This window comes from Hydrogenophaga sp. T2 (assembly GCF_049843535.1).
GTDB lineage: Bacteria > Pseudomonadota > Gammaproteobacteria > Burkholderiales > Burkholderiaceae_C > Hydrogenophaga > Hydrogenophaga crocea.
The window spans coordinates 505,722-524,779 of the sequence record NZ_JBBHZJ010000003.1; the positions used below are offsets into that span (position 1 = coordinate 505,722).

Genomic DNA, 19,058 nt, shown 5'->3' on the forward strand with positions numbered 1-19,058 from the left:
TAGTGCATCTATGCAGCACTGGTGGTGTCTGAGTATCGGCGGGGTCCCGGGACGAAGCGCTCGAAGGCTGGCCACACCCGGAGCACGGCGAGTCGCAACTCACGATGACCTCGCGGACATAGCCGGTGGCTGCGAGCAATTCACCTACAAAAAGCAAAAAACGCATTTCGATAGGTGAATCCAAGAATTTCAAAGGCTTACGCGCGCCACGGGGCTAGAAATCGCGATGTCGGAGGGCGTGCTTGCGTGGGGCTGCTACCGCCGTGGGAGCCTGCAGACAGCAGCTCGGGGCTCGTCTTCTCATGTTTTGTCATCGGAAATGAAAATTATCAAAACCGATGACAAAACTTGAAAAGGCACCACCGCTTGTGCCCGTTTGGGCCCTTGGCTACTGTCAGGATTGACTCTGTCGATGGCGGCTTGGCCAACTCGCTTGGTGATGAACTGCGCACTGACCTCGTCACCTTGCGCGAGGTCAGGAGGCAAGTGCTAGAGATTCGACCGAAGTGCTGTATGGTTTTGTAAGGGAGGCCGAACGGTTCGCCGGCTTGGCTAGGTTCTTCCAATTTGGCCAGCAGGCCCGGGGGTGTTGCGGATGGCACGCAAGCGCAAGGGGGACTCGGTAAGCGTCCTCGGGGTGGTCTTGGTTGGCCTGGTAGCACTGGTGGCGTCGGTACCCGTCGAGGTGTGGCTCTTTGTCGGTGGGGTGGTCCTTGCCTTCTTTGCCTACCGCTACTTCAAGGCAAAGCCCAGTAGCGAGCCACCCGAGACGCAGCCAATGCCTCAATCGAAAGCCACGCCACGACCCCGTGCCCGCGCGCTGAAGTCTTCTGACATGGACGAGCCGGTATCGGTCACCAGCACAGCTGCTGCATCGCCAAGCACTGCCACCAGCGAGTACCGCCTTCCTGCAGCCCCGAAGGGGTTCGGCAACGCGACGTGGCTTGGTGCTGGCCAGCCGGTGAATGTTGCAGGCTTCTCCATACCGGGCGGCCTGATTTACGTGGGCACACGCCTGAAGACGCCTTCTGGCGACAACGACCCGTGCCTCATCGACCCCTCACTGAGTGTGTCCAAGAGCGGTGACTATACCGAGCGGCAAATGGGCTACTGGCCCAGCTACGGCGCCATCTCGAGCAGCGCGCGCGGCGCTTACCTGAAGTGGCTCGCGGGCGGCCGACAGGACCCCTCCGCCGACATCGGCTATGTGTTCCTGTTCTTCTACGGGCTGGAGCGACGCGCCATTCTTGATGCCTCTTCAGATGCTGCGGCTCGGGCCGAATGGCCGGTCATCGCGGAAGAACTGCGACGCCTACTTGACATCTACGGGCAAAAGTCAGGTTCGTTCCGGCGCTACGCAGTTGAACTGCTCAACTGGGTCTCTACCGTCGAGCACCCTGAGCGCTTGTACGAGAAGGCGGTTCCGAGCTTTCCCCGCTCCCTCGAGCTACCGCTGTACGTCCGTCATGCACTAGGTATTGCAGCCGTGGACGGTGTGCCGGTTCCAGCAGGACTTGCGCTTGCCTGGGCGCGTCTTGAGCCAAGTGTCGTGCTGCGCACCCCAGCCATTCGGTGTCCCGAACAGTTCGATGCCCTGTTCGTGCAGAAGTACGAGCAGCAGTTCGGCGCGGGCATGGTATTGCCACGTAATCGCACCAAGCTCAAGCTGGTATATCGCCCGGCATCAGCGGGCTTCCGTGGTTACAACGACCTAAGGCTCACCTTCGGGGAGGTGCCCGACGTGTCGGTACTCACGGGACCGGTGAAGAAGCTGCAGGACCTGGTCGATGCCACTTCGAAGGAGCTCGAGTCCTACAGCCGCTTCGTTGGCAAGAGTGTCACCGGAAAGAACTCGCTCGAAGGGCTGCTGCAGCTACCGCCCACGTTGTGGCCAGAACAGGCGCAGAAGGCATTGCAGCAGCTCAAAGCCCGGATAGGTGAAGGCATGGTCGCAATGCCGTTCCAGGACCTGCTGAACGCCCTGGGTGCCACGACGGCGTTCACCAAGGACAAGACGCTCTCGCTGGCTCGCACGTTGGAGTCTGCCAACGTGGGCTTCGAGCCGGACGTCCTGGCCGGGGCGAAGACGCCCAAGCCCGAGGAGAAGGTGGTTCTCTTCGCGCTGCCGCCGTCCGAGCAGCTGTCACGCACTAACGGGCCGTACCTGGCGGCGGCGCTGACGCTGCAGCTCGCCTCGGCGGTTGCGACCTCCGACGGGGAGTTCGGCATCAAGGAGATGGGTCACCTTCGTGAGACCGTGCTCTCCTGGACGCACCTCACTCCAGGCCAGAAGCGTCGTCTGCTGGCGCACCTGCGCTTGCTGATGCAGGCGCCGGCGTCCCTGACGGCCTTGAAGAAAAAGTTCGAACCGCTCGAACTCAACGTCAAGGAGACCATTGCCGCGTTCATGGCAACGGTTGCCCAGTCAGACGGTGAGGTGTCTCCTGGAGAAGTAAAGATGCTCGAGAAGGTCTACAAGGCCCTGGGCGTCGACTCAAAGAAGGTGTTCTCCGACGTCCACGCTGTCGCTGCGGGCACGAAGCCGACCGCGGCGGCCGTCGCCAAGGTCGAGGAGTCCAGCTTCAAGCTCGACCCGGCCCGTATCGCCGCGCTCCAGAAGGACACCGAGAAGGTCTCTGCGCTCCTCGCGAACATCTTCACCGACACCGACGAACCTGCTGTGGCAGTGGCCGAGCCCGTCGAGGCGGAAACCGAGGCCGAGCCAAGCGAAGCCTCTGCGGGTCTGCTGGGCCTGGACGAAGCCCACACCTCACTTGCCCGGATGATGCTCTCGCGCCCCGAGTGGAGCCGTGCCGAGCTGCTGGACGTGGCCGCCGACCTTGACCTCATGCTGGACGGCGCTCTGGAGCACATCAACGAGGCGGCGTTTGAGGCGCATGACATGGCGCTGTTCGAGGGCGAAGACCCTGTGACGGTGAACACTGAGATTCTGGACAAGGTGAAAGCATGACGACAACGATTCGCCCCAGGGACCGCGACGCGGTCATTCAGTCGCTGCGCGCCGGGGTGGTGCCTCGCACGGGCCAGCACCTGGTGCAGGTCGGTCGAACACGGGAAATCGAGACCCTGCTCACCGACATCGAGCGCATTGCGGACGGTGGCTCGGCCTTTCGGGTGGTCGTGGGCGAGTACGGCGCCGGCAAGACCTTCTTCCTGAACCTGGTGCGCGCGGTGGGCATGGAGAAGAAGCTGGTCGTGGCCAGCGCGGACCTGAACCCGGACCGGCGCCTGCACGCCAGTGGCGGCCAGGCGCGCTCGCTCTACGCCGAGCTGATGCGTAACCTCTCGACCCGCACCAAGCCGGAGGGCGGCGCCCTGAGCGGCATCGTCGAGAAGTTCATCGCAACGGCGAAGACCGAAGCCAAGGCATCTGGTCAGACCACCGAGGCCGTCTTGCGTCAGAAGCTCGACCACCTGACCGAATTGGTGAACGGCTACGACTTTGCCGACGTCATCGCCGCGTACTGCCGTGGCTTCGAAGAAGGCAATGAGCAGCTCAAGTCGGATGCGGTCCGCTGGCTGCGTGGTGAGTTCTCGACCAAGACCGACGCGAAGCAGGCGCTCGGTGTGCGGACCATCGTTGACGATGCCGCTGTCTACGACCAGCTGAAGCTGATGGCGCGCTTTGTCCGGCTGGCCGGGTTCTCCGGGCTGCTGGTGAGCCTGGATGAGTTGGTGAACCTCTACAAGCTGGCCAACACCCAGGCACGCAACGCGAACTACGAGCAGATTCTGCGCATCCTCAACGACTCCCTCCAGGGCACCGCTGTGGGCCTTGGCTTCGTGCTGGGTGGCACGCCCGAGTTCCTGCTGGACACGCGAAGGGGGCTCTACAGCTACCCCGCTCTGCAAAGCCGCCTGGCACAGAACACCTTCGCCTCCGGGGGACTGGTCGACTTCAGCGGGCCAGTCGTTCGCTTGTCCAGCCTGACCCCAGAGGACTTCTACGTGCTCCTGCAGAAGATTCGCCATGTGAACGCCAGTGGCGACCCGGTCAAGTACCTGCTGCCCGACCAAGGCATCTACAGTTTCATGGAGCACTGCTCCAAACGCATCGGTGACACCTACTTCCGTACACCCAGGACGACCATTACGGCCTTCATCAACCTGTTGGCTGTGCTGGAGCAAAACGCCGGGACTACCTGGCAGGAGCTGCTCGGGGGGCTGGAGGTGCTTCCTGACAACGGCGCCACCGGGGACCAGGTCGTCGAGGCCGAAGGAGACGATGAGTTCGCCTCGTTCAAGATGTGATGTAGATGGCTGAGACCCAGTCATCTGCATTCCACCTCCTCGATGAGCGCATCCAGCGCTTCATCTGGGCCGAGGGCTGGGAGTCCCTGCGAGACGCGCAAGAGGCTGCCATTCCCCTCATCGTGCCCGGCGACAAGGACGTCATCGTGGCTGCGGCCACCGCCGCAGGAAAGACCGAGGCCGCCTTCCTACCGGCACTGACCCACCTGTTGCAGCGGGAGAAGCCTGGGCTCATCGTCTACATCAGCCCCTTGAAGGCGCTCATCAACGACCAGTTCGGGCGATTGGACCGCCTCTGTGAGCAGCTCGAGGTTCCGGTTTGGCCGTGGCACGGAGACATCTCGTCTTCCAGCAAGACGCGGTTCTTGACCAAGCGCCAGGGCGTCCTGCTCATCACGCCAGAGTCGCTGGAAGCGCTACTCTGCAACCGCGGTACCGCTTTGAGCGCCGTCTTCGGCGAGGCGGCATTCTTTGTCGTCGATGAGCTGCACGCGTTCATCGGCAGCGAGAGAGGCAAGCAGCTGCAGTCGCTCATGCACAGAGTCCAGGTAGCCATAGAGCGCACGGTGCCACGCGTCGGGCTGTCAGCCACACTTGGGGACATGCGCCTCGCGGCCGACTTTCTGCGGCCCAGTGCGGGGGAGCGGGTTCAGATAGTTGAGTCCAAGGCTTCAGTTGCCGAGCTCAAGGTCCTGGTGAAGGGCTATGAGGAGCCCGCGGTGGTCCTGAGAGAAGGTGATGACGAGGTAGAGAGCGAAGACTCTGAGCCCACAACACCTGGCCTCATCGCAGCCCACCTGTTCAAGGTGCTGCGCGGCTCAAACAATCTCGTGTTCCCGAACTCTCGGCGCGAGGTAGAGCGCTACACGCACCTGCTCAACGAGATGTGCCTGAAGGAGCAGGTGCCCAACGAGTTCTGGCCGCACCACGGCAGCCTGTCCAAGGAGATTCGCACCGAGACCGAAGCGGCGCTAAAGCAGAAGGAGCAGCCGGCGTCGGCCATTTGCACCAACACGCTGGAGCTCGGCATCGACATCGGCGCAGTCAAAAGCGTCGTGCAAATTGGACCGCCTCCGCAGGTGGCCAGCTTGCGCCAACGGCTTGGGCGCTCTGGGCGCCGAAAGGGTGAGCCCGCCATCTTGCGCGGCTACTGCATCGAGGACGCCTTGGACCCCAGGTCATCTCTTGACAGTCTGCTTCGCCTGGGCACCGTCCAGATGGCGGCCATGGTGTCGCTTCTCCTGCAGAAGTGGTTCGAGCCGCCGCGCGCTCACGGTGCCCACTTGTCAACGCTGGTGCAACAGGTCCTTTCGGTGGTTGCCCAGCGAGGAGGCGCGACCATCGGTCAGCTTTACGCGCTCCTGTGCGCACCCGGCACACCCTTTCAGGGGCTCTCCAAGGAGGAATTCGCGCAGCTGGTGCGGCAGCTAGGTGCCAAGGAGCTGCTGACCCAGGACTCGTCTGGACTGCTTCTGCATGGCAGGCTGGGCGAGAAGTTCGTGAACCACTACTCCTTCTATGCCGCGTTCGCTGCGGACGAGGAGTTCCGCATCGTCAGCGCGGGGCGCATGTTGGGCACGCTGCCGGTCTCTCAGATGCTCACCACCGGGCAGCGCATCCTATTTGCCGGAAAGACCTGGCTCGTGGAGAGCGTTGATGAGCCCCAGAAGACGATTTTTGTGGTCCGTGCTGGCGGCGGCGTTCCCCCGCTGTTCAACGGCGGGGCTGGCCGGGTTCACACGCGCGTAAGGCAGGAGATGCGCCGGCTGTTGGAGTCCAACGAGTCGCTGCCTTTCCTCGATGAGGTGGCTCAGCGCTTTCTCTCTGAGGGTCGCCAGCAGTACGCTGACCGAGCGCTTTCCACGGAGTTCGTGCTGAATCAGGGGCGAGAACTCATGCTTCTGACCTGGCTGGGGGACTCAGCCAATGAAGCGATTGCCGCACTGCTGATTCGACGGGGGTTTGTGGCCAGCCCGGCTGGCCCAGGAGTTGAAGTACGCCTAGATGGCCGCTCCGCGCAGGATGTCTTGGATGCGCTGAGCGACGCGGCTGTCGACGAACCCCCGTCGCTGGACATGCTGCTCCAAGACGTCAGCAACCTTCAGCGGGAGAAATGGGACTGGGCGCTGCCGGATGGTCTGCTTCGAAAGGCGTACGCGAGTCTGAACCTCGACCTGGATGAAGGCCTTGCGTGGGTTCGAGAGGCTACCGCGCGCTGAGGCCCCTGCTTCAGTGTCGGGACCAGCTCCCCTCGCCAACGTCTCAGTAGGTAAATCAATAACGTAGCCGCACCCTCGACGTCGCCTACGGGCCTGCAACGCAACCAGATATCAGTCTGCAAGCCAAAAAGTGCAACGTCGTTTCAAGCGCGCACGTTCTTGGTTTCAAAAAGGATTTTTTTGAGACGAGCCCGCTTCGCAGCCTACGCGCTGCAGCAGGCCGGCGACCATCCGGGCTGACCCCCTCTGTCACAGATGCGCAGAACTGACCCGACGCGTGGGGCCGCAGAGCGTGGTCGCGCGCCTAGTGGGCTTCTCCTTTCAAGAGCAAGCGTATTTGACACTCTTGCAACATATTGCGAACAATGGTTGCTCTTAAATTGCACAGGACACTGACACTGTTTGCCCCCATAACCGAAATCATTATTGACAATGCGGACGACTATTGCTATAATGATTACTGTTATGCCCGCCAAAGCGCCAACCCTTTACCCCTCGCAGTCGCGAATGACGGTCGCGCTGGGGCAGCGCCTGCGCGAAGCTCGCCTGCGTAGGCGGTTCACGGTCACGCAGGTGGCCGAGCGCGCCTCGGTGTCTCGGCCCACACTCAACAAAGTCGAGCAAGGCGACCCCGCCGTGACGCTGGGCACCTACTTGCGCGTGCTGGCTGTGCTCGGGCTGGAACATGACCTGGACCAGGTAGCGGCGCACGACCCAGTGGGTCGTCGGCTGCAAGACGCTGAGCTGAACGTGCCTCGGCGCGCGCCCAAGCGCAAGAAACTCGACAGCCCGTCGGACTCCCCTTCCGAAGACGAAGCGCAATGAGCCCCGCCGTCAAGAAGTCCGGCGCTCGCGCGAGGCCTGCGCCCGAGGCTGCCCCCGCAACCCCTGAGGGCCTCGAAGTCTGGCTCGATGACCCGACGTTCGGCCCGCTAACTCACCTGGGCCGGCTGCACCGCTCGGGCCTGGAATCGGTCCGCTTCGAGTATTCGCCCCTGTGGCTGAAGAACGGGGCCGCTTTCGCGCTCGACCCGGAGCTGTCGCTGGCCAGTGGCAACTTCTATCCGAAGGACTCGAACTTCGGCATCTTCATGGACAGCTGCCCCGACCGCTGGGGCCAGACGCTGATGAAGCGTCGAGAACTGGTTGAGGCCAAGCAGCAAGCGCGCACCCGCCGCGAGATGCGCCCGTGGGACTTCTTCCTGGGCGTGCAGGACGTGACCCGCATGGGCGCCCTGCGTTTCTCCGCACTGCAAAGCGACAAGCAGCTCAAGCAAGGCCCTGCTCCGGAATTGCTCGAAGGCCAGGCCCTGGCCAGTCAGGCGCTCGCAGCGCCAGCGCTGACTCACATGGGCGAGCTACAAGCGGTGGCGCTCGAGCTCACGCGCAAAAAGGTCGACGACCTCGACTTGCTGCAGCAGTGGCTGAAAGTGTTGGTGGCGCCCGGCGCGTCCCTAGGCGGCGCACGACCCAAGGCGAATCTGCAAGACGGCCTCGGGCAGCTGTGGATTGCCAAGTTTCCCGGTGCCGACGATGAACACGATTGGGCTCTGCGCGAGATGTTGGTGCACCAGCTGGCCGCAGAGTACGGGCTCAGCGTTGCACCGGCACGGCTGGAGCGCATCGGGCACGGCTTCCACACCTTCGTCACCCGACGCTTCGACCGCCACGGTGGCCGGCGACGGTTCTTCACCTCCGCGATGGCGGTGCTGGGCCGCAGCGACAGCGAAGAAACGTCGTACCTGGACCTGGCGGAGTTCATCGCGTCCAAGCAAGGCGTGGAGGGCCGCATCGAAGCGGACCTGCGCGAGCTGTTTCGGCGGGTGTTGTTCAACGTGGCCGTCTCGAACCGGGATGACCACCTGCGCAACCACGGCTTCATGCGCGAGGCCACCGGTTGGCGCCTGGCGCCCGCCTACGACATGAACCCGTCGACCAAGAAAGACGGTCACGTGCTGGCGCTGGACGATGCCAGCACCGAGCCCGACCTGGACACAGTCATGGCCACGGCGGCGCTCTATCGCGTCACGCCGAAGCAGGCGCAAGAGGACCTGGCCCGGCTGAGCCAGGTCATTGGCACCTGGCAAAACAAGGCGCAGCTGCTGGGACTCTCAGGGGAAGACCGGGCAGAGCTGAAGGACTGCTTCCTAGTCTGAGGCCAAGGGGCCCAGCGTCTGGGCGGCCTGAGAGTCCGTCGGCGGCGTTAGCTTGCAGCCGTTGCCAGGGCTAGCTTGCGAGGTTGGTAGTGGAAGCCAGTTTCGACCGTCAGAGTGCCCGTTTACACGCTTGACAGCCTCTCAGCGCTCGCGAAGGCCCAGTGCTATACTTGGTTTGCCTCGTATCGGAGAAACCCGGAAAGGCGTCCCGGTGATTGAACTCGTGCACAGGGTTCAATACTGATGAGGAAAATGTGCGCCCTTGCAGGGAAACCTGGACAAGGTAACCGACCAAGGTGTCGGAAGCTGGGCACTCAGCCGCTCCTCCTCGGGTACGAGGTCCTTTCACTTTTTCTTGGCCAGCGCTCGGTTCACGAGCAATTGTGCTTTTGCTGGCTTCATCCAGTACGCCGTCTCAAGTCGAAAGTGGGCCATCGGTGCCCCCTCGAATCGCAGAGCCGCCACTGGTGATTCACCCTTAGCCGCAGGGTCCCCCGCTTTGTAGGTTGCATCAAACATCAGCAACTGGTTCGGGTAGCCGGGATTGGGCGCGTACTTGGGGTGGCCATACACGAACAGCTGACCCAGCAATTCCACAACGCCGGCATCGGCGACGCTGTCCTTGCTTGTTCGGCTATCTCGAACGTGCTCCACGCGGCTGCGAGAAATCACAACGCAGCCAGTGCCCGCGGGGGAAACGAGTTCAAGAGCCGCAAGCTTCTTATTCATCAACCACTCGGAGATGAGCGCGTGCGCGCGCTTGCTGAGAAACCAAGAAACCTCCTCTTGGTGGCCAAGCGACGGGTAAGAGCCATCAACCCAGCCTTGAAGGAGCCCAAGCAAAGAGGAGTTGAACATGCCTGGCCCTGCTTGGCAGGCTGGAGAAAACCTCGCTGAAGCGGCTGCAAGTGTGGCATCAGCTAGCGCGCTTTCCTCGTGCGCCGGTGGAACGCTACCGTGCTGGCCGGGAACCGCTGCGAAGGTGATGCTGTTTGCGTCCTGTTCAGACCTGCCGGCTTGCTCGTTGGGGAACTCAGGCATGTTGTGGTTGTTCTATTTTTCGACTATCCCTCGAGGCGCAACAGCATCTCGGATGCAGAGCCCCTTGCAAAGGGGTCCCTCAAGGCAGAGGCGCGATGCGGTTCCCGTACCGGTCCTCGAGCATCCACCGCCGGCCATTCTCCTTGGACCGGTTGTTGATGTTGCCCAACAGGTGGTCCTGCACCCATTCGGACTTGGGGAAGTCGACCTCCTTCACCTTGCCCGTCTTGTCGTTCATGTAGCGGTCGCGGTCGACGTACTGCTTCAAGTGCGTGGTGTCGCTGAAGAATCGGGCCCGTGTGTTCGGGTGCTTCGCGTAGAAGTCCTGCGCCATCTTGATAAGAGTGCCCTGGCGCACTTCCTTCGGCACCACGACCAAGTAGAAGCGCCACTCCTCTGCGGGGAAGAGCATCGGCCGAATCGCATAGTCGCCCCACACGGTAGCCTTCACCCCTGCCAGAGTGACAGGCCCCTTGGCAGGGGGTGCCGCAAAAGCCGGGGCGGCGCCAAGAAGAAGCACCGTTATGGCGCAAAGGCACAGACGTCGGCGAACGGTATTGAACGGCATCATGCTGTGCAATCCTCCGTCACTTCCTCTCGGCAACGCCGCACTCCATTGACTCATCAACTTGACTGAATCGCGTGCCTTGCGAGAACAGGCTGAACTGGCCTGCATTGCTCATGGCCAGACCGGACGCCCGGTCGTGCACAGCCCACGCTGAGCCTTCGACGGAAAAGCGGACGCCTTCCCCTGCACAGGTCTGCTCGTAAGTCTGGGTGAGGAGAAAAGCAGCGCGCCCGGAGTAGGTCAGCGTCCCCTCGACAACTGTTGTCCCCTTGGAAGCTCCGCTGGATTGGGTGCCGAGCATCGCGCAGACGTCCATCGTAGGACCGTAGTCCTTTCCGATTTCTAGCGGCTGCCCCATAGGCTTTCCCGTCAGGCCCGCCATCATTTGGTTGACGACTTGCGAAAGCGCGGGACCGTACTCCTTCTCAAAGCCAGGAATGGTGGTTTCAATCAAGGGCGGCACCTTTCTCGGCTGCCCCTCGGGAGTCATCTCCAGCAGAATCTTCAGTTCGTCCCTGTCGACGTTGGTGGCAACGCTGAGGTACTCGACTCCGTTTCGAACCTCAAGGCGCGCACGGTGCTCACTGCGGGTCTTCGTCGGTTTGGACCAGTTGCCGCGTTCGCGGGTCGTGGTTTCCCTGAAGCACCGGGCCTCGTACCCCGACTTTGGCCTCAAAGACACCGGCTCTCCGGTGGTTGCCGACACCTGAGGCGGGCTAACGTTGGACGCGAAGCCGACGACTGGCAGTGCTCCAAGTGCCAAAACCGCCATACCGCTCATTGCAATCAGTCTGTTCATCGAAGCCCCTGTGTGCTCGCAACAGGATAGCAAGTAGCGGCTGGACTTGGCATGCATTTCCTCTGCCCTTGTCGCGGGAGCGAGACCCACGCATCCCGGCGTGAAATAGTCGACACGCCCTTGGCAATGCCAACCCTCTCTGCACTCGACACGCACGGGCGAACGGCGCGGCGTGACTTCTGCGAGTTCGCGTCGCACGAAAAGAGCCCGCTTCGAGCTCAAGCTCCCGCGCTACGACGTCTCTAAAGTCAACACGTCTATCAACCGATAACCTGAATGAAACCGAGGGCCTCCGTCCCGGCAACGCCAATCGAAATCGTTCGCTCTGTAGGTTCGTAGCGAACGGCGTATGCGCCGACGAAAAAAGAGACCAGCGCTACGGCTGGTCTCCAAAGAATCGTCTAGTGACGGAAAGGCATCGATGGCAAGCACCATCTCCAACGTTTCTCGCAGTCTGCTCAATCTCACTCGCCTCCTCGTGATTCCGGTTGCTACCACCAGCCTCACGAGCGACACCCCGGTGTCCAGAGGCGACTGTGAAAGAGCAAACTGCCCAAGTGACAGCAGGGAAGTACTGACACCCGTGACAACAATCCCAAACCCGCACGGCGCGTAGCCAAGTGCGACCTTGATGGCCGAGTTACAGCTCGGCCATTTTCTTGTCCTCGATTCGTATAGCAACCGGCTGTTCAACTCCCGGCCACGGCCCCGCCATCCCTCCAGCAGGGTCCTTGCAGGCTCCGGCCTGCGCGTAATGAACTACCTGGAGTTGACCCGGTTCCGTGGACACATCATTCTTTGTGTTCAAGGAGCCACAAATGTCCAAGGTCAGCATCGAGCGCATCACCAAAATCGTGCGCATCATCCGAAAGCGTCGGGCTGCGCCGATGGCCTTCCTGATGAATGAACTGGAGGTCTCTCAGGCATCGGTAAAGCGCGACCTGGATTTCCTCCGTGACCGCTTGGGATGCCCCCTGGAATGGGACCGCAAGAAGCGCGGCTGGGTCATCCGGGACGACCTTGCCGAGGGCGGCCGGTTCGAGCTGCCTGGCGTTTGGTTCGACTCATCAGAAGTGTTCGCACTACTCACCATGCTCCACTTGGTTGAGGGCGTCCAGCCCGGCCTCCTCGAAGAGCACGTTGGCCCCCTGAAGACGCGTCTTCGCAGCATGCTCGCGGAAGGTACCAAGTCCGCAAGACCCATCGAGCGCAAGCTCCGACTGATTCACTTCGCGCCGCGAAAAGTCGAGCCCAAGCACTTTCAGACGATTGCTGGAGCGCTTTTGTCAGGAAAGCGCCTTCGCCTGCAGTACTGGAACCGCGACCGCAAAGAGTCGTCGGACCGGGAAATTTCTCCCCAGCAGCTCGTCCACTACCGCGAGAACTGGATTCTCGATGCCTGGTGCCATGAGAAGAATGCGTTGCGCTCCTTCGCGCTGGAATCAATCCAGTCTGTACGGGTTCTGGTGGAGCCAGCGCTCGAAGTCAGTCAGCAGGAGATGCACGAGCACTTCCGCAGCGGCTACGGCATCTTCGCCGGCGCCGCTAAGCATCGTGCACGCCTGAAGTTCACGCCAGAACGTGCGCAGTGGGTCGACAAGGAGACCTGGCACCACGACCAGTCCAGCGAGCGACTCGACGACGGCAGCTACATCTTGGAAGTGCCCTACTCCAACGACCAAGAGTTGGTCATGGACCTGCTGCGCCACAGCCCCGAGGTCGAAGTTCTCAGCCCGCCCGAGCTTCGGGAGCGGCTGCACACCGCCTTGTGCACCGCAGCAACAAAAAACCGCCCGGCCGCAATTCAGTAGGTCACTCTTTGAGCTAGTGCCCTCGCAAGAATGCCTTCCATGCTTGGGATAGGTCCAAGTAAGGAGTGCACGATGCGAATCAATCTTGCCCACCTGCGCGAGCGCGCCGCGAGCGGCGGCTGGGTCAACTTTGCGGTCTTCGACGCCCGCTCGTCGTCCGGCTCGCAAAGCGACAACGCCCGCCTGCTTGCCCAGCTGACCGCCCAGGCACGTGCCTCGAATCTGCGGGTCGAGCAGTCCGCCCTGGCGTTCTCCTCCGGCGGACGCATGCAGTTCTTCGGCAGTCCTCCGCTGGTGGACTACCTCTCCCGAAACGGCCTCCCCGGCTGGACTCACACCATCGACGCCTGAAGCGAAAGGAAACTGAACATGGCCAAGAACGCCCCCATCGGTGACAACGCCCGCCGCGGTGCCGTCCGCGACCGCTCCCAAGCCTTCAACCCGACCACCCAGACCTGGACCAAGCGCGACGCCGGCAACGGCCAGTTCATGGACCAGAAGAAGGACGGTGAGCCGTTCAAAGGCGTGCGCAAGGAGCACAAAAAGTGAACGGGCCGGCCCACCAGCTTGTTGCCGGCTTCGCCACCGGCGTGTTCATTGCCGAGCAAGAGCGCCAGGCTGGCCTCCAAACGGCCCAGCCACTACTGGCAGGCACAGCTGCCGCCTTCCTGACCAAGTTGCCGGACATCCTGGAGCCGGCAACATCGCCAAACCACCGCCAGTTCTTCCACAGCGTCGCGTTCGCCGGCCTCCTCTGCCTTGCATTCAAGGAGCTCGGCAAGTGGCAGCCCGAATCCGCAGGCGGCGACTTCCTGAAGGCGCTTGGCCAGGTGGCAATTCCCGCCTACCTGATTCATCTCTTTCTCGATTCACTGACTGTAAAGTCGCTTCCGCTGGTTGGTCGATAGTGTTCAAACGACGACCTCGGGCATTCCATCCACAAAATTGATGATGAACTGCAGGATGCTGATTCTTCTATATCTTCGCCGTCGTCAGCGCTAACCGAGCTTGCTTACGCCGAGTCGCTTCGCGACGGCCGCAGTTCGGGTTGCGTATTTGGGCGGATGCTCGGACTCGTCGAATCGGAGGCCTTGGAGCGAAGACTTCAGTTCCGTGTCGACTTTCGCCATGGCTTACTTATCGAAGAGGTGATGGTGCCCAGTGGGCTCAGCGCCGACTTAAGAGGATAGCGCCGTGATTTCGTTTGAGCGCTCCGCTTGTGTTGCTCACCACCGCAGGCCGGGAGCGGACCTCTGTTGGACTGATGTGAGTGCCCTACAGTCGGGTCAAGCACAACATAGAGGGAGGCTAGCTGGCGATGTGGGCCGACAACGAAACGACTATTGACTACCTGAACTTCGGAGTCGTTGCAGACGCGTGCGCCAAGCTCCTGCAGCAGGCCCAGGGGGTTCCTCTCTCTGTAGGCGTGTCCGGCGGCTGGGGGGTCGGCAAGACCTCACTGGTTCGGATGATTGAAGACCGACTCAAACAGGCCGATGCCCCAGGGAAGAACACCTACGTCGTCGTAACCTTCAACCCGTGGCTCTATCAGGACTTCGAGGGCGCCCGCAGCGCGCTGCTGCAGCTCATCGGCGATGAGGTCTTGCGGCTCGCCGCGAAGAATGAGGCTGTGCTGAAGAAGGCCAAGAGGCTTCTTAAGAGAATCAACCTCCTTCGGCTGGCCCAGCTGGGTGGAGAAGCGGCAGCGACGCTGTATACGGGCGTCCCCGTAGGCAGCATCGGCGCCGCCGTCATGAAGGTTGGAGGGTTCTTCGGCCTCGGCGAAGGCGACGGTGAGCCCGGCGACGGCGAGGACGAGAAGGGCAAGGACGATAAGAGGGCTGCTGACGGTCTGCTCAAGCCGGCCGAGCCCGTCTCGCTGCCCAGCGAGATTCAAGCGTTCCGCAACGCGCTCGAAGAGCTGCTCGAGGAGCTCAAGGTTACGCTGGTCGTGTTCGTAGACGACCTGGACCGCTGCCTCCCCAAGACTGCCATTTCCACGCTCGAGTCGATTCGCCTCCTCCTCTTTCTGAAGCGGAGCGCCTTCGTTGTCGCGGCCGATAACGAATTCATTCGTGGAGCGGTGCGCGTGCACTTCGAGGGCACGGGCATTTCGGCTGAAGTTGCGACGAACTACTTCGACAAGCTCATCCAGGTACCGTTGCACGTTCCGCGACTGGGTATCAACGAGGCCAAGGCGTACCTAGCCTTGCTTCTCATGGAGCGGGCCCATGCAGACGGCGACTTCGACAAGACCGGCTTCGAGACCGCAAGGGGCGCCATTCCGAAGCGCTTGCAGACGAGTTGGAAGGGCGATGCGGTCACCTCGGAGTTCCTGCAGAGCCTCGTCGGCGTGAGCAACACCCGAATGCTCACGTTAATGCAGTTGGCCGAAGGCTTGGCGCCGCTGCTCACCCAGTCAAGCGCTGTCAACGCGAACCCTCGGCTCATGAAGCGGTTCCTGAACACGGTCTACCTTCGGTCCGCCTTGGCTGCCCCTCAGGGCATCGACCTAGACATCCCGTCCCTTGCAAAGTGGCACCTCGTGGAGCGGTGTGACGAAACGCTGGCCAACGCGTTGGCGGCAAGGGTAACCTCCGCCGCCGATGGGCGAGTTCCGGTCTTGCATGAGGCAGAAGCGGCTGCGGCGAGCGGCGCTGTGCTTCCTGAGCCATTCAAGGACGACCGCTTCACCCGCGAATGGCTGCAGTTGCACCCACCGCTAGGCGAAGCGGACCTTCGCCCTCTCCTGCACTTGAGCAGGGACACGGCGACTCGGGACTTTGGTGCGGACAACATGACCGCTGAAGGGCGCGCCTTGCGCGATGCGCTGGTCAGTGCGACGGCGTCGAACGCGCCGCTGACCGAAGCCATCCGCGCTGCTGGTGCAATCCAGACTGGCATGGCGATGGCCAAGGCATGGCAGCTCAAGGCGGCCAAGCGCACCTGGCGCATGGGGGAGGACGTCGTCCCGCTTATAGAGCCCTGCAAGGTGTACCCGGAGCTGGCCGCCCAAGCTTCAGCGCTTCTCGCCGAAGCGCCGGCCGCCAAGGTTGGCCCTGGAATCATCCCTCTGCTATATGCACAGGCATGGGCGCGGCCCATCGTTGACAAGTGGGAAGCGGACTCGTCGGCTGAGCGGCCCACGAAGGCTGCCATCGCGCAGGCAAAGAAGGGAGCCCGATAGTGGGCACGTCTACTTCAAGCTCGGGCGGCAAAGCGGGCTCGCCATTCGACCCAGAGTGGCTGCCACCTGACACTTCAGGCGGGGGAGCAGCAGGTGGCGAAGGTCCTACATGGCCTGGCCAAGATGGGGACGACGAATCCGGCCAGGCGACCGATGCCGGCTACGCCGACACCTCGCAGGGTGAGACCGTGGCCGTCGACGGGGCATTCGCGCCCAGCCGCCGGTTTGCTGATGCCCGCACCAAGATGTCGACCTTCCTAGGTGGTGGCGGGAGCGAGTCGCTCCGCTCTGCGACCAGAAGCATGGTCACAAAGGGTATGGGCGGTTCTCGCCGCGCCGCCTCGACCATGCGAGGCACTGCCCAAGGCGCAGGCGCCCTCGGCAAGTTCTTGGCGTCTGCCCGTGACCGTTCCGACCCTCGCGTTGCCGACTGGGTTGACCGAACTCGCCAGGCGAACCTCGCTGCCGACGACCTCATCCTGGAACTGGTCAAGGAGGTCATGCCCGAAATCGGCAGCGTGGACGACGAGTCGTTGCGCAATGCCGCTGCTGAAGCGCTGGGCCTGCTATATGAGCTCAACCCTAATATCGACATCTTCAATCTCAGCGATGCGCAGATTCACGACGTCATGGCCATTACGATTGCCAATGATGTTTGCAATCGCATGGACCTGCAGCTCGGTCAGGCATACGAGAAGCTGAAGTACGACGCGCAACAGATTCAGGTGTATCGGAAGGACGTGAAGGAGTACGTTCAATCGGAAGTTCGGGTCGTGATGGAACGACTCGGCACAACGGGGCTCGACCCCAAGCGTCTCGCTCGAGACGTGCTGCAGTTGGCGATGGAGGTTTTTGCATCATGATGAAGGTGCTATGTACGTCCGTTGACCATTTGCCAGCCACGCTCGCAGAGGGAGAACGGGCCTTCACGCTTTTTAAGAGCGCCAAGCGCGCTGGCATCGGCACCGTTGCCCAAGGTTGGCGCGGGTCCTTAAAGCGAAAGGGGTTCGCACCGACCGTGCAGGCCTGGGACTTCGTGCAGTTCTGCCTGGCGGTTTGCGCGGCCGACCTCTGCTGCCCGCGGAACACGAGCGCGGACGGTTGGACGCGAACGATTGAGCTCACGGTCGCGCTGAATGAGCCGTTGCGTTGGGCACCTTGGAAGGCGCATGCCGAGCGACTGCTAAAGGTTCTGACCGGTGACTACTGGACACTGAATTTCATTGACGGGGGAGTCACCCCGCCCAATGGCAAGCCTCAACCTCTGGCGCAGGACTGCGTATGCCTGCTATCGGGCGGCCTGGACAGCCTCATCGGCGGCATTAATCTGGTGACAGAGGGGCGTCGGCCGGTCTTCGTGTCGCAGCTGGCGCACGAGGACTCAGACCGCCAGCGGCGATACGCGGCTCTGCTCGGGGGCGGCGCTACCCACATGCAGTGGAGCCACGGCATCAGCTTCTCGGGCAGCCGTGAGCCCTCGACGCGGGGCCGGTCGTTGGCGTTCTATGGGTTTGCGGTTATGGCCGCCTCAAGGATTGCTAGCGCCCCAGTGCAGGTCTTCATCCCCGAGAACGGATTCATCTGCATCAACCCTCCACTGGTTCCCGGCCGGGTAGCCAGCCTCAGCACACGGACGACACACCCGTTGTTCATTGCTGAGTTGCAAGAGCTCCTCGAAGGCCTGGGCATCGCAGTACGGCTTGAGTTGCCCTATCGATTCAAGACGAAGGGCGAGATGCTTCGCGAGTGCGCGGACCAGACCCTGCTCGCGTCGGTTGCCTCCGACTCAACGAGCTGTGGTCGGTTCCGGACCTACAACCGCACCCACTGCGGCCGTTGCGTGCCTTGCCTGATTCGCAGGGCAGCGTTCTTGGCATGGGGACCCGGGCGCGACACGACAAGGTACGAGTACCCATCCGTGGTTGGCTCCGACAAGTCCAGCGGCCCGGACGACCCTATGGCCGCGGCGCTGGCCGTGCTCTCGGTCCGGGAAAAGGGGCTGGACCGCTTCTTGGGCGCCACCCTTGCCTTTGCGTCGCCCGCCGAGCGAGCCGGGTATCGGCAGGTGCTTCAATCGGGGTTCAACGAGCTTGAGGCGCTGCTACAGGCAGATGGGCTGCTGTGATGGACTTCCACTGCCACTTGGACCTCTACCCTGGGGCACGGGAGGTCTACCGCGAAGCGGCCAAGCGCAATGAGTTCACTTGGTTGGTGACCACAAGCCCAAAAGCGTTCGCAGCCACGTCGCGTGCGCTAGAGCCTTCGCCGACAGTGCTCATGACACCGGGGCTGCATCCGGAGATTGCACATGAGCGCGCAGCAGAGCTGGACTTGCTGTTGGAGCAGATTGCCGGGGCGAAGGCAGTTGGTGAAGTGGGCCTGGACGGGTCCCCTCGGTTTCGGGCTCACTACGAGGTTCAGCGCCGCATCTTCAGCGCGGTCATCGCGCGCTGCGCCGAGGTGGGCGGTCGCGCGCTCAGTATTCACTCCCGCCGCGCTGTCAGGGATGTGCTGGCAGAGTTGGGGCGGAACCCGAACTTCGGGACAGCGGTGTTGCACTGGTTCTCGGGGACCCCTGCTGAGCTAAGGGCGGCTGCGGCTCTCGGTTGTTGGTTCAGCATCGGGCCGGCGATGTTCGATTCTGCAAGCGGCAAAGCTCTGGCCGCCGCGATGCCCCGCGACCGAGTCGTGCCTGAGAGCGACGGCCCCTTTGCGAAGATTGAAGGCAAGCCGGTGATGCCTTGGAGCGAAAGTCAGACGGCCGAGGGGTTGGCGCCTCTGTGGCGTCTATCGACCGAAGAGGCTGCTAGTGTGCTCGCTCAGAACGGGCGCGCGCTTCTCAAGCTGATAGGGCGGTAGTGGCACCAGGGTTTGATGCGCTTGCCGAAGTCGCGCCCACTTTCTCTGCCGCGACCGCTCTCGTTCGACACAAAACTTTAATTTTAAAGGAGTTTTGTTATCAGCTCGATGCCGCTCAACAAGACGCAATAGAACGCCTGCACGCG

At 62.3% G+C, this 19,058-nt stretch carries 16 protein-coding genes; 13 read left to right on the plus strand and 3 right to left on the minus strand.

Annotated features, from left to right (window positions below):
• The first annotated feature begins 595 nt into the window (after window positions 1-595).
• The 5 genes from WDZ95_RS09395 to WDZ95_RS09415 all read left to right on the plus strand — a co-directional run bounded on the left by WDZ95_RS09395 (window position 596) and on the right by WDZ95_RS09415 (window position 8,647).
• Window positions 596-2,971, plus strand: a complete 2,376-nt coding sequence (locus WDZ95_RS09395) for a TerB N-terminal domain-containing protein (RefSeq protein WP_166227915.1) — start codon at window positions 596-598, stop codon at window positions 2,969-2,971.
• The gene (locus WDZ95_RS09400) at window positions 2,968-4,272 is read left to right on the plus strand and encodes an ATP-binding protein (protein WP_166227917.1); all 1,305 of its coding nucleotides are present in this window, start codon (window positions 2,968-2,970) and stop codon (window positions 4,270-4,272) included. Before WDZ95_RS09395 ends, WDZ95_RS09400 begins: the two co-directional genes overlap by 4 nt.
• Window positions 4,273-4,277: 5 nt before the next feature.
• Window positions 4,278-6,491, plus strand: a complete 2,214-nt coding sequence (locus tag WDZ95_RS09405; protein WP_166227919.1) for a DEAD/DEAH box helicase — start codon at window positions 4,278-4,280, stop codon at window positions 6,489-6,491.
• 507 nt (window positions 6,492-6,998) lie between these two features.
• Window positions 6,999-7,316, plus strand: a complete 318-nt coding sequence (locus WDZ95_RS09410) for a helix-turn-helix domain-containing protein (protein WP_240936391.1) — start codon at window positions 6,999-7,001, stop codon at window positions 7,314-7,316.
• Complete coding sequence (locus WDZ95_RS09415; protein WP_166227922.1) at window positions 7,313-8,647, plus strand: type II toxin-antitoxin system HipA family toxin; 1,335 nt, start codon at window positions 7,313-7,315, stop codon at window positions 8,645-8,647. Before WDZ95_RS09410 ends, WDZ95_RS09415 begins: the two co-directional genes overlap by 4 nt.
• 345 nt (window positions 8,648-8,992) lie before the next feature.
• Here WDZ95_RS09415 and WDZ95_RS09420 read toward each other — a convergent pair whose 3' ends face one another.
• The 3 genes from WDZ95_RS09420 to WDZ95_RS09430 form a co-directional block, all read right to left on the minus strand.
• The gene (locus tag WDZ95_RS09420; RefSeq protein WP_166227924.1) at window positions 8,993-9,688 is read right to left on the minus strand and encodes a hypothetical protein; all 696 of its coding nucleotides are present in this window, start codon (window positions 9,686-9,688) and stop codon (window positions 8,993-8,995) included.
• A gap of 79 nt (window positions 9,689-9,767) precedes the next feature.
• Window positions 9,768-10,259 (minus strand): hypothetical protein, encoded by a 492-nt coding sequence (locus WDZ95_RS09425; RefSeq protein ID WP_166227926.1) that lies wholly within the window; start codon window positions 10,257-10,259, stop codon window positions 9,768-9,770.
• Window positions 10,260-10,275: 16 nt separating this feature from the next.
• Window positions 10,276-11,055: a hypothetical protein gene (locus WDZ95_RS09430; protein WP_166227928.1), complete on the minus strand. Its 780-nt coding sequence runs from the start codon at window positions 11,053-11,055 to the stop codon at window positions 10,276-10,278.
• A gap of 818 nt (window positions 11,056-11,873) precedes the next feature.
• Between WDZ95_RS09430 and WDZ95_RS09435 the strand changes: the two genes are divergently transcribed.
• The 8 genes from WDZ95_RS09435 to qatD all read left to right on the plus strand — a co-directional run bounded on the left by WDZ95_RS09435 (window position 11,874) and on the right by qatD (window position 18,912).
• Complete coding sequence (locus tag WDZ95_RS09435; protein WP_166227930.1) at window positions 11,874-12,866, plus strand: helix-turn-helix transcriptional regulator; 993 nt, start codon at window positions 11,874-11,876, stop codon at window positions 12,864-12,866.
• Window positions 12,867-12,938: 72 nt separating this feature from the next.
• Window positions 12,939-13,217 carry a hypothetical protein gene (locus tag WDZ95_RS09440; RefSeq protein ID WP_166227932.1) on the plus strand — a complete coding sequence of 93 codons (279 nt, stop codon included), beginning with the start codon at window positions 12,939-12,941 and terminating at the stop codon, window positions 13,215-13,217.
• 18 nt (window positions 13,218-13,235) lie between these two features.
• On the plus strand, window positions 13,236-13,415 hold the full coding sequence (locus WDZ95_RS09445) for a hypothetical protein (RefSeq protein ID WP_035620241.1): 180 nt from the start codon (window positions 13,236-13,238) through the stop codon (window positions 13,413-13,415).
• Window positions 13,412-13,774, plus strand: a complete 363-nt coding sequence (locus WDZ95_RS09450) for a metal-dependent hydrolase (protein WP_166227934.1) — start codon at window positions 13,412-13,414, stop codon at window positions 13,772-13,774. The genes WDZ95_RS09445 and WDZ95_RS09450 overlap by 4 nt, the downstream gene beginning before the upstream one ends.
• 410 nt (window positions 13,775-14,184) lie before the next feature.
• The gene (locus WDZ95_RS09455) at window positions 14,185-16,053 is read left to right on the plus strand and encodes a KAP family P-loop NTPase fold protein (protein ID WP_166227936.1); all 1,869 of its coding nucleotides are present in this window, start codon (window positions 14,185-14,187) and stop codon (window positions 16,051-16,053) included.
• 188 nt (window positions 16,054-16,241) lie between these two features.
• Window positions 16,242-16,916 carry a Qat anti-phage system associated protein QatB gene (qatB, locus tag WDZ95_RS09460; protein WP_205710650.1) on the plus strand — a complete coding sequence of 225 codons (675 nt, stop codon included), beginning with the start codon at window positions 16,242-16,244 and terminating at the stop codon, window positions 16,914-16,916.
• Window positions 16,913-18,178, plus strand: coding sequence for a Qat anti-phage system QueC-like protein QatC (gene qatC / locus WDZ95_RS09465; RefSeq protein ID WP_166227940.1), 1,266 nt, complete (start codon window positions 16,913-16,915; stop codon window positions 18,176-18,178). The genes qatB and qatC overlap by 4 nt, the downstream gene beginning before the upstream one ends.
• A complete protein-coding gene (qatD, locus tag WDZ95_RS09470; protein WP_166227942.1) occupies window positions 18,178-18,912 on the plus strand; it encodes a Qat anti-phage system TatD family nuclease QatD in 735 nt (244 codons plus the stop codon). The genes qatC and qatD overlap by 1 nt, the downstream gene beginning before the upstream one ends.
• Window positions 18,913-19,058 lie beyond the last annotated feature (146 nt).

Coding starts and splice junctions, on each gene's coding strand:
- WDZ95_RS09430 (WP_166227928.1), bottom strand. CDS start 11,055: ATGAACAGACTGATTGCAATGAGCGGTATGGCGGTTTTGGCACTTGGA.
- WDZ95_RS09435 (WP_166227930.1), top strand. CDS start 11,874: ATGTCCAAGGTCAGCATCGAGCGCATCACCAAAATCGTGCGCATCATC.
- WDZ95_RS09405 (WP_166227919.1), top strand. CDS start 4,278: ATGGCTGAGACCCAGTCATCTGCATTCCACCTCCTCGATGAGCGCATC.
- WDZ95_RS09395 (WP_166227915.1), top strand. CDS start 596: ATGGCACGCAAGCGCAAGGGGGACTCGGTAAGCGTCCTCGGGGTGGTC.
- WDZ95_RS09420 (WP_166227924.1), bottom strand. CDS start 9,688: ATGCCTGAGTTCCCCAACGAGCAAGCCGGCAGGTCTGAACAGGACGCA.
- qatD (WP_166227942.1), top strand. CDS start 18,178: ATGGACTTCCACTGCCACTTGGACCTCTACCCTGGGGCACGGGAGGTC.
- WDZ95_RS09445 (WP_035620241.1), top strand. CDS start 13,236: ATGGCCAAGAACGCCCCCATCGGTGACAACGCCCGCCGCGGTGCCGTC.
- WDZ95_RS09440 (WP_166227932.1), top strand. CDS start 12,939: ATGCGAATCAATCTTGCCCACCTGCGCGAGCGCGCCGCGAGCGGCGGC.
- WDZ95_RS09410 (WP_240936391.1), top strand. CDS start 6,999: ATGACGGTCGCGCTGGGGCAGCGCCTGCGCGAAGCTCGCCTGCGTAGG.
- WDZ95_RS09425 (WP_166227926.1), bottom strand. CDS start 10,259: ATGATGCCGTTCAATACCGTTCGCCGACGTCTGTGCCTTTGCGCCATA.
- WDZ95_RS09415 (WP_166227922.1), top strand. CDS start 7,313: ATGAGCCCCGCCGTCAAGAAGTCCGGCGCTCGCGCGAGGCCTGCGCCC.
- qatC (WP_166227940.1), top strand. CDS start 16,913: ATGATGAAGGTGCTATGTACGTCCGTTGACCATTTGCCAGCCACGCTC.
- WDZ95_RS09400 (WP_166227917.1), top strand. CDS start 2,968: ATGACGACAACGATTCGCCCCAGGGACCGCGACGCGGTCATTCAGTCG.
- WDZ95_RS09455 (WP_166227936.1), top strand. CDS start 14,185: ATGTGGGCCGACAACGAAACGACTATTGACTACCTGAACTTCGGAGTC.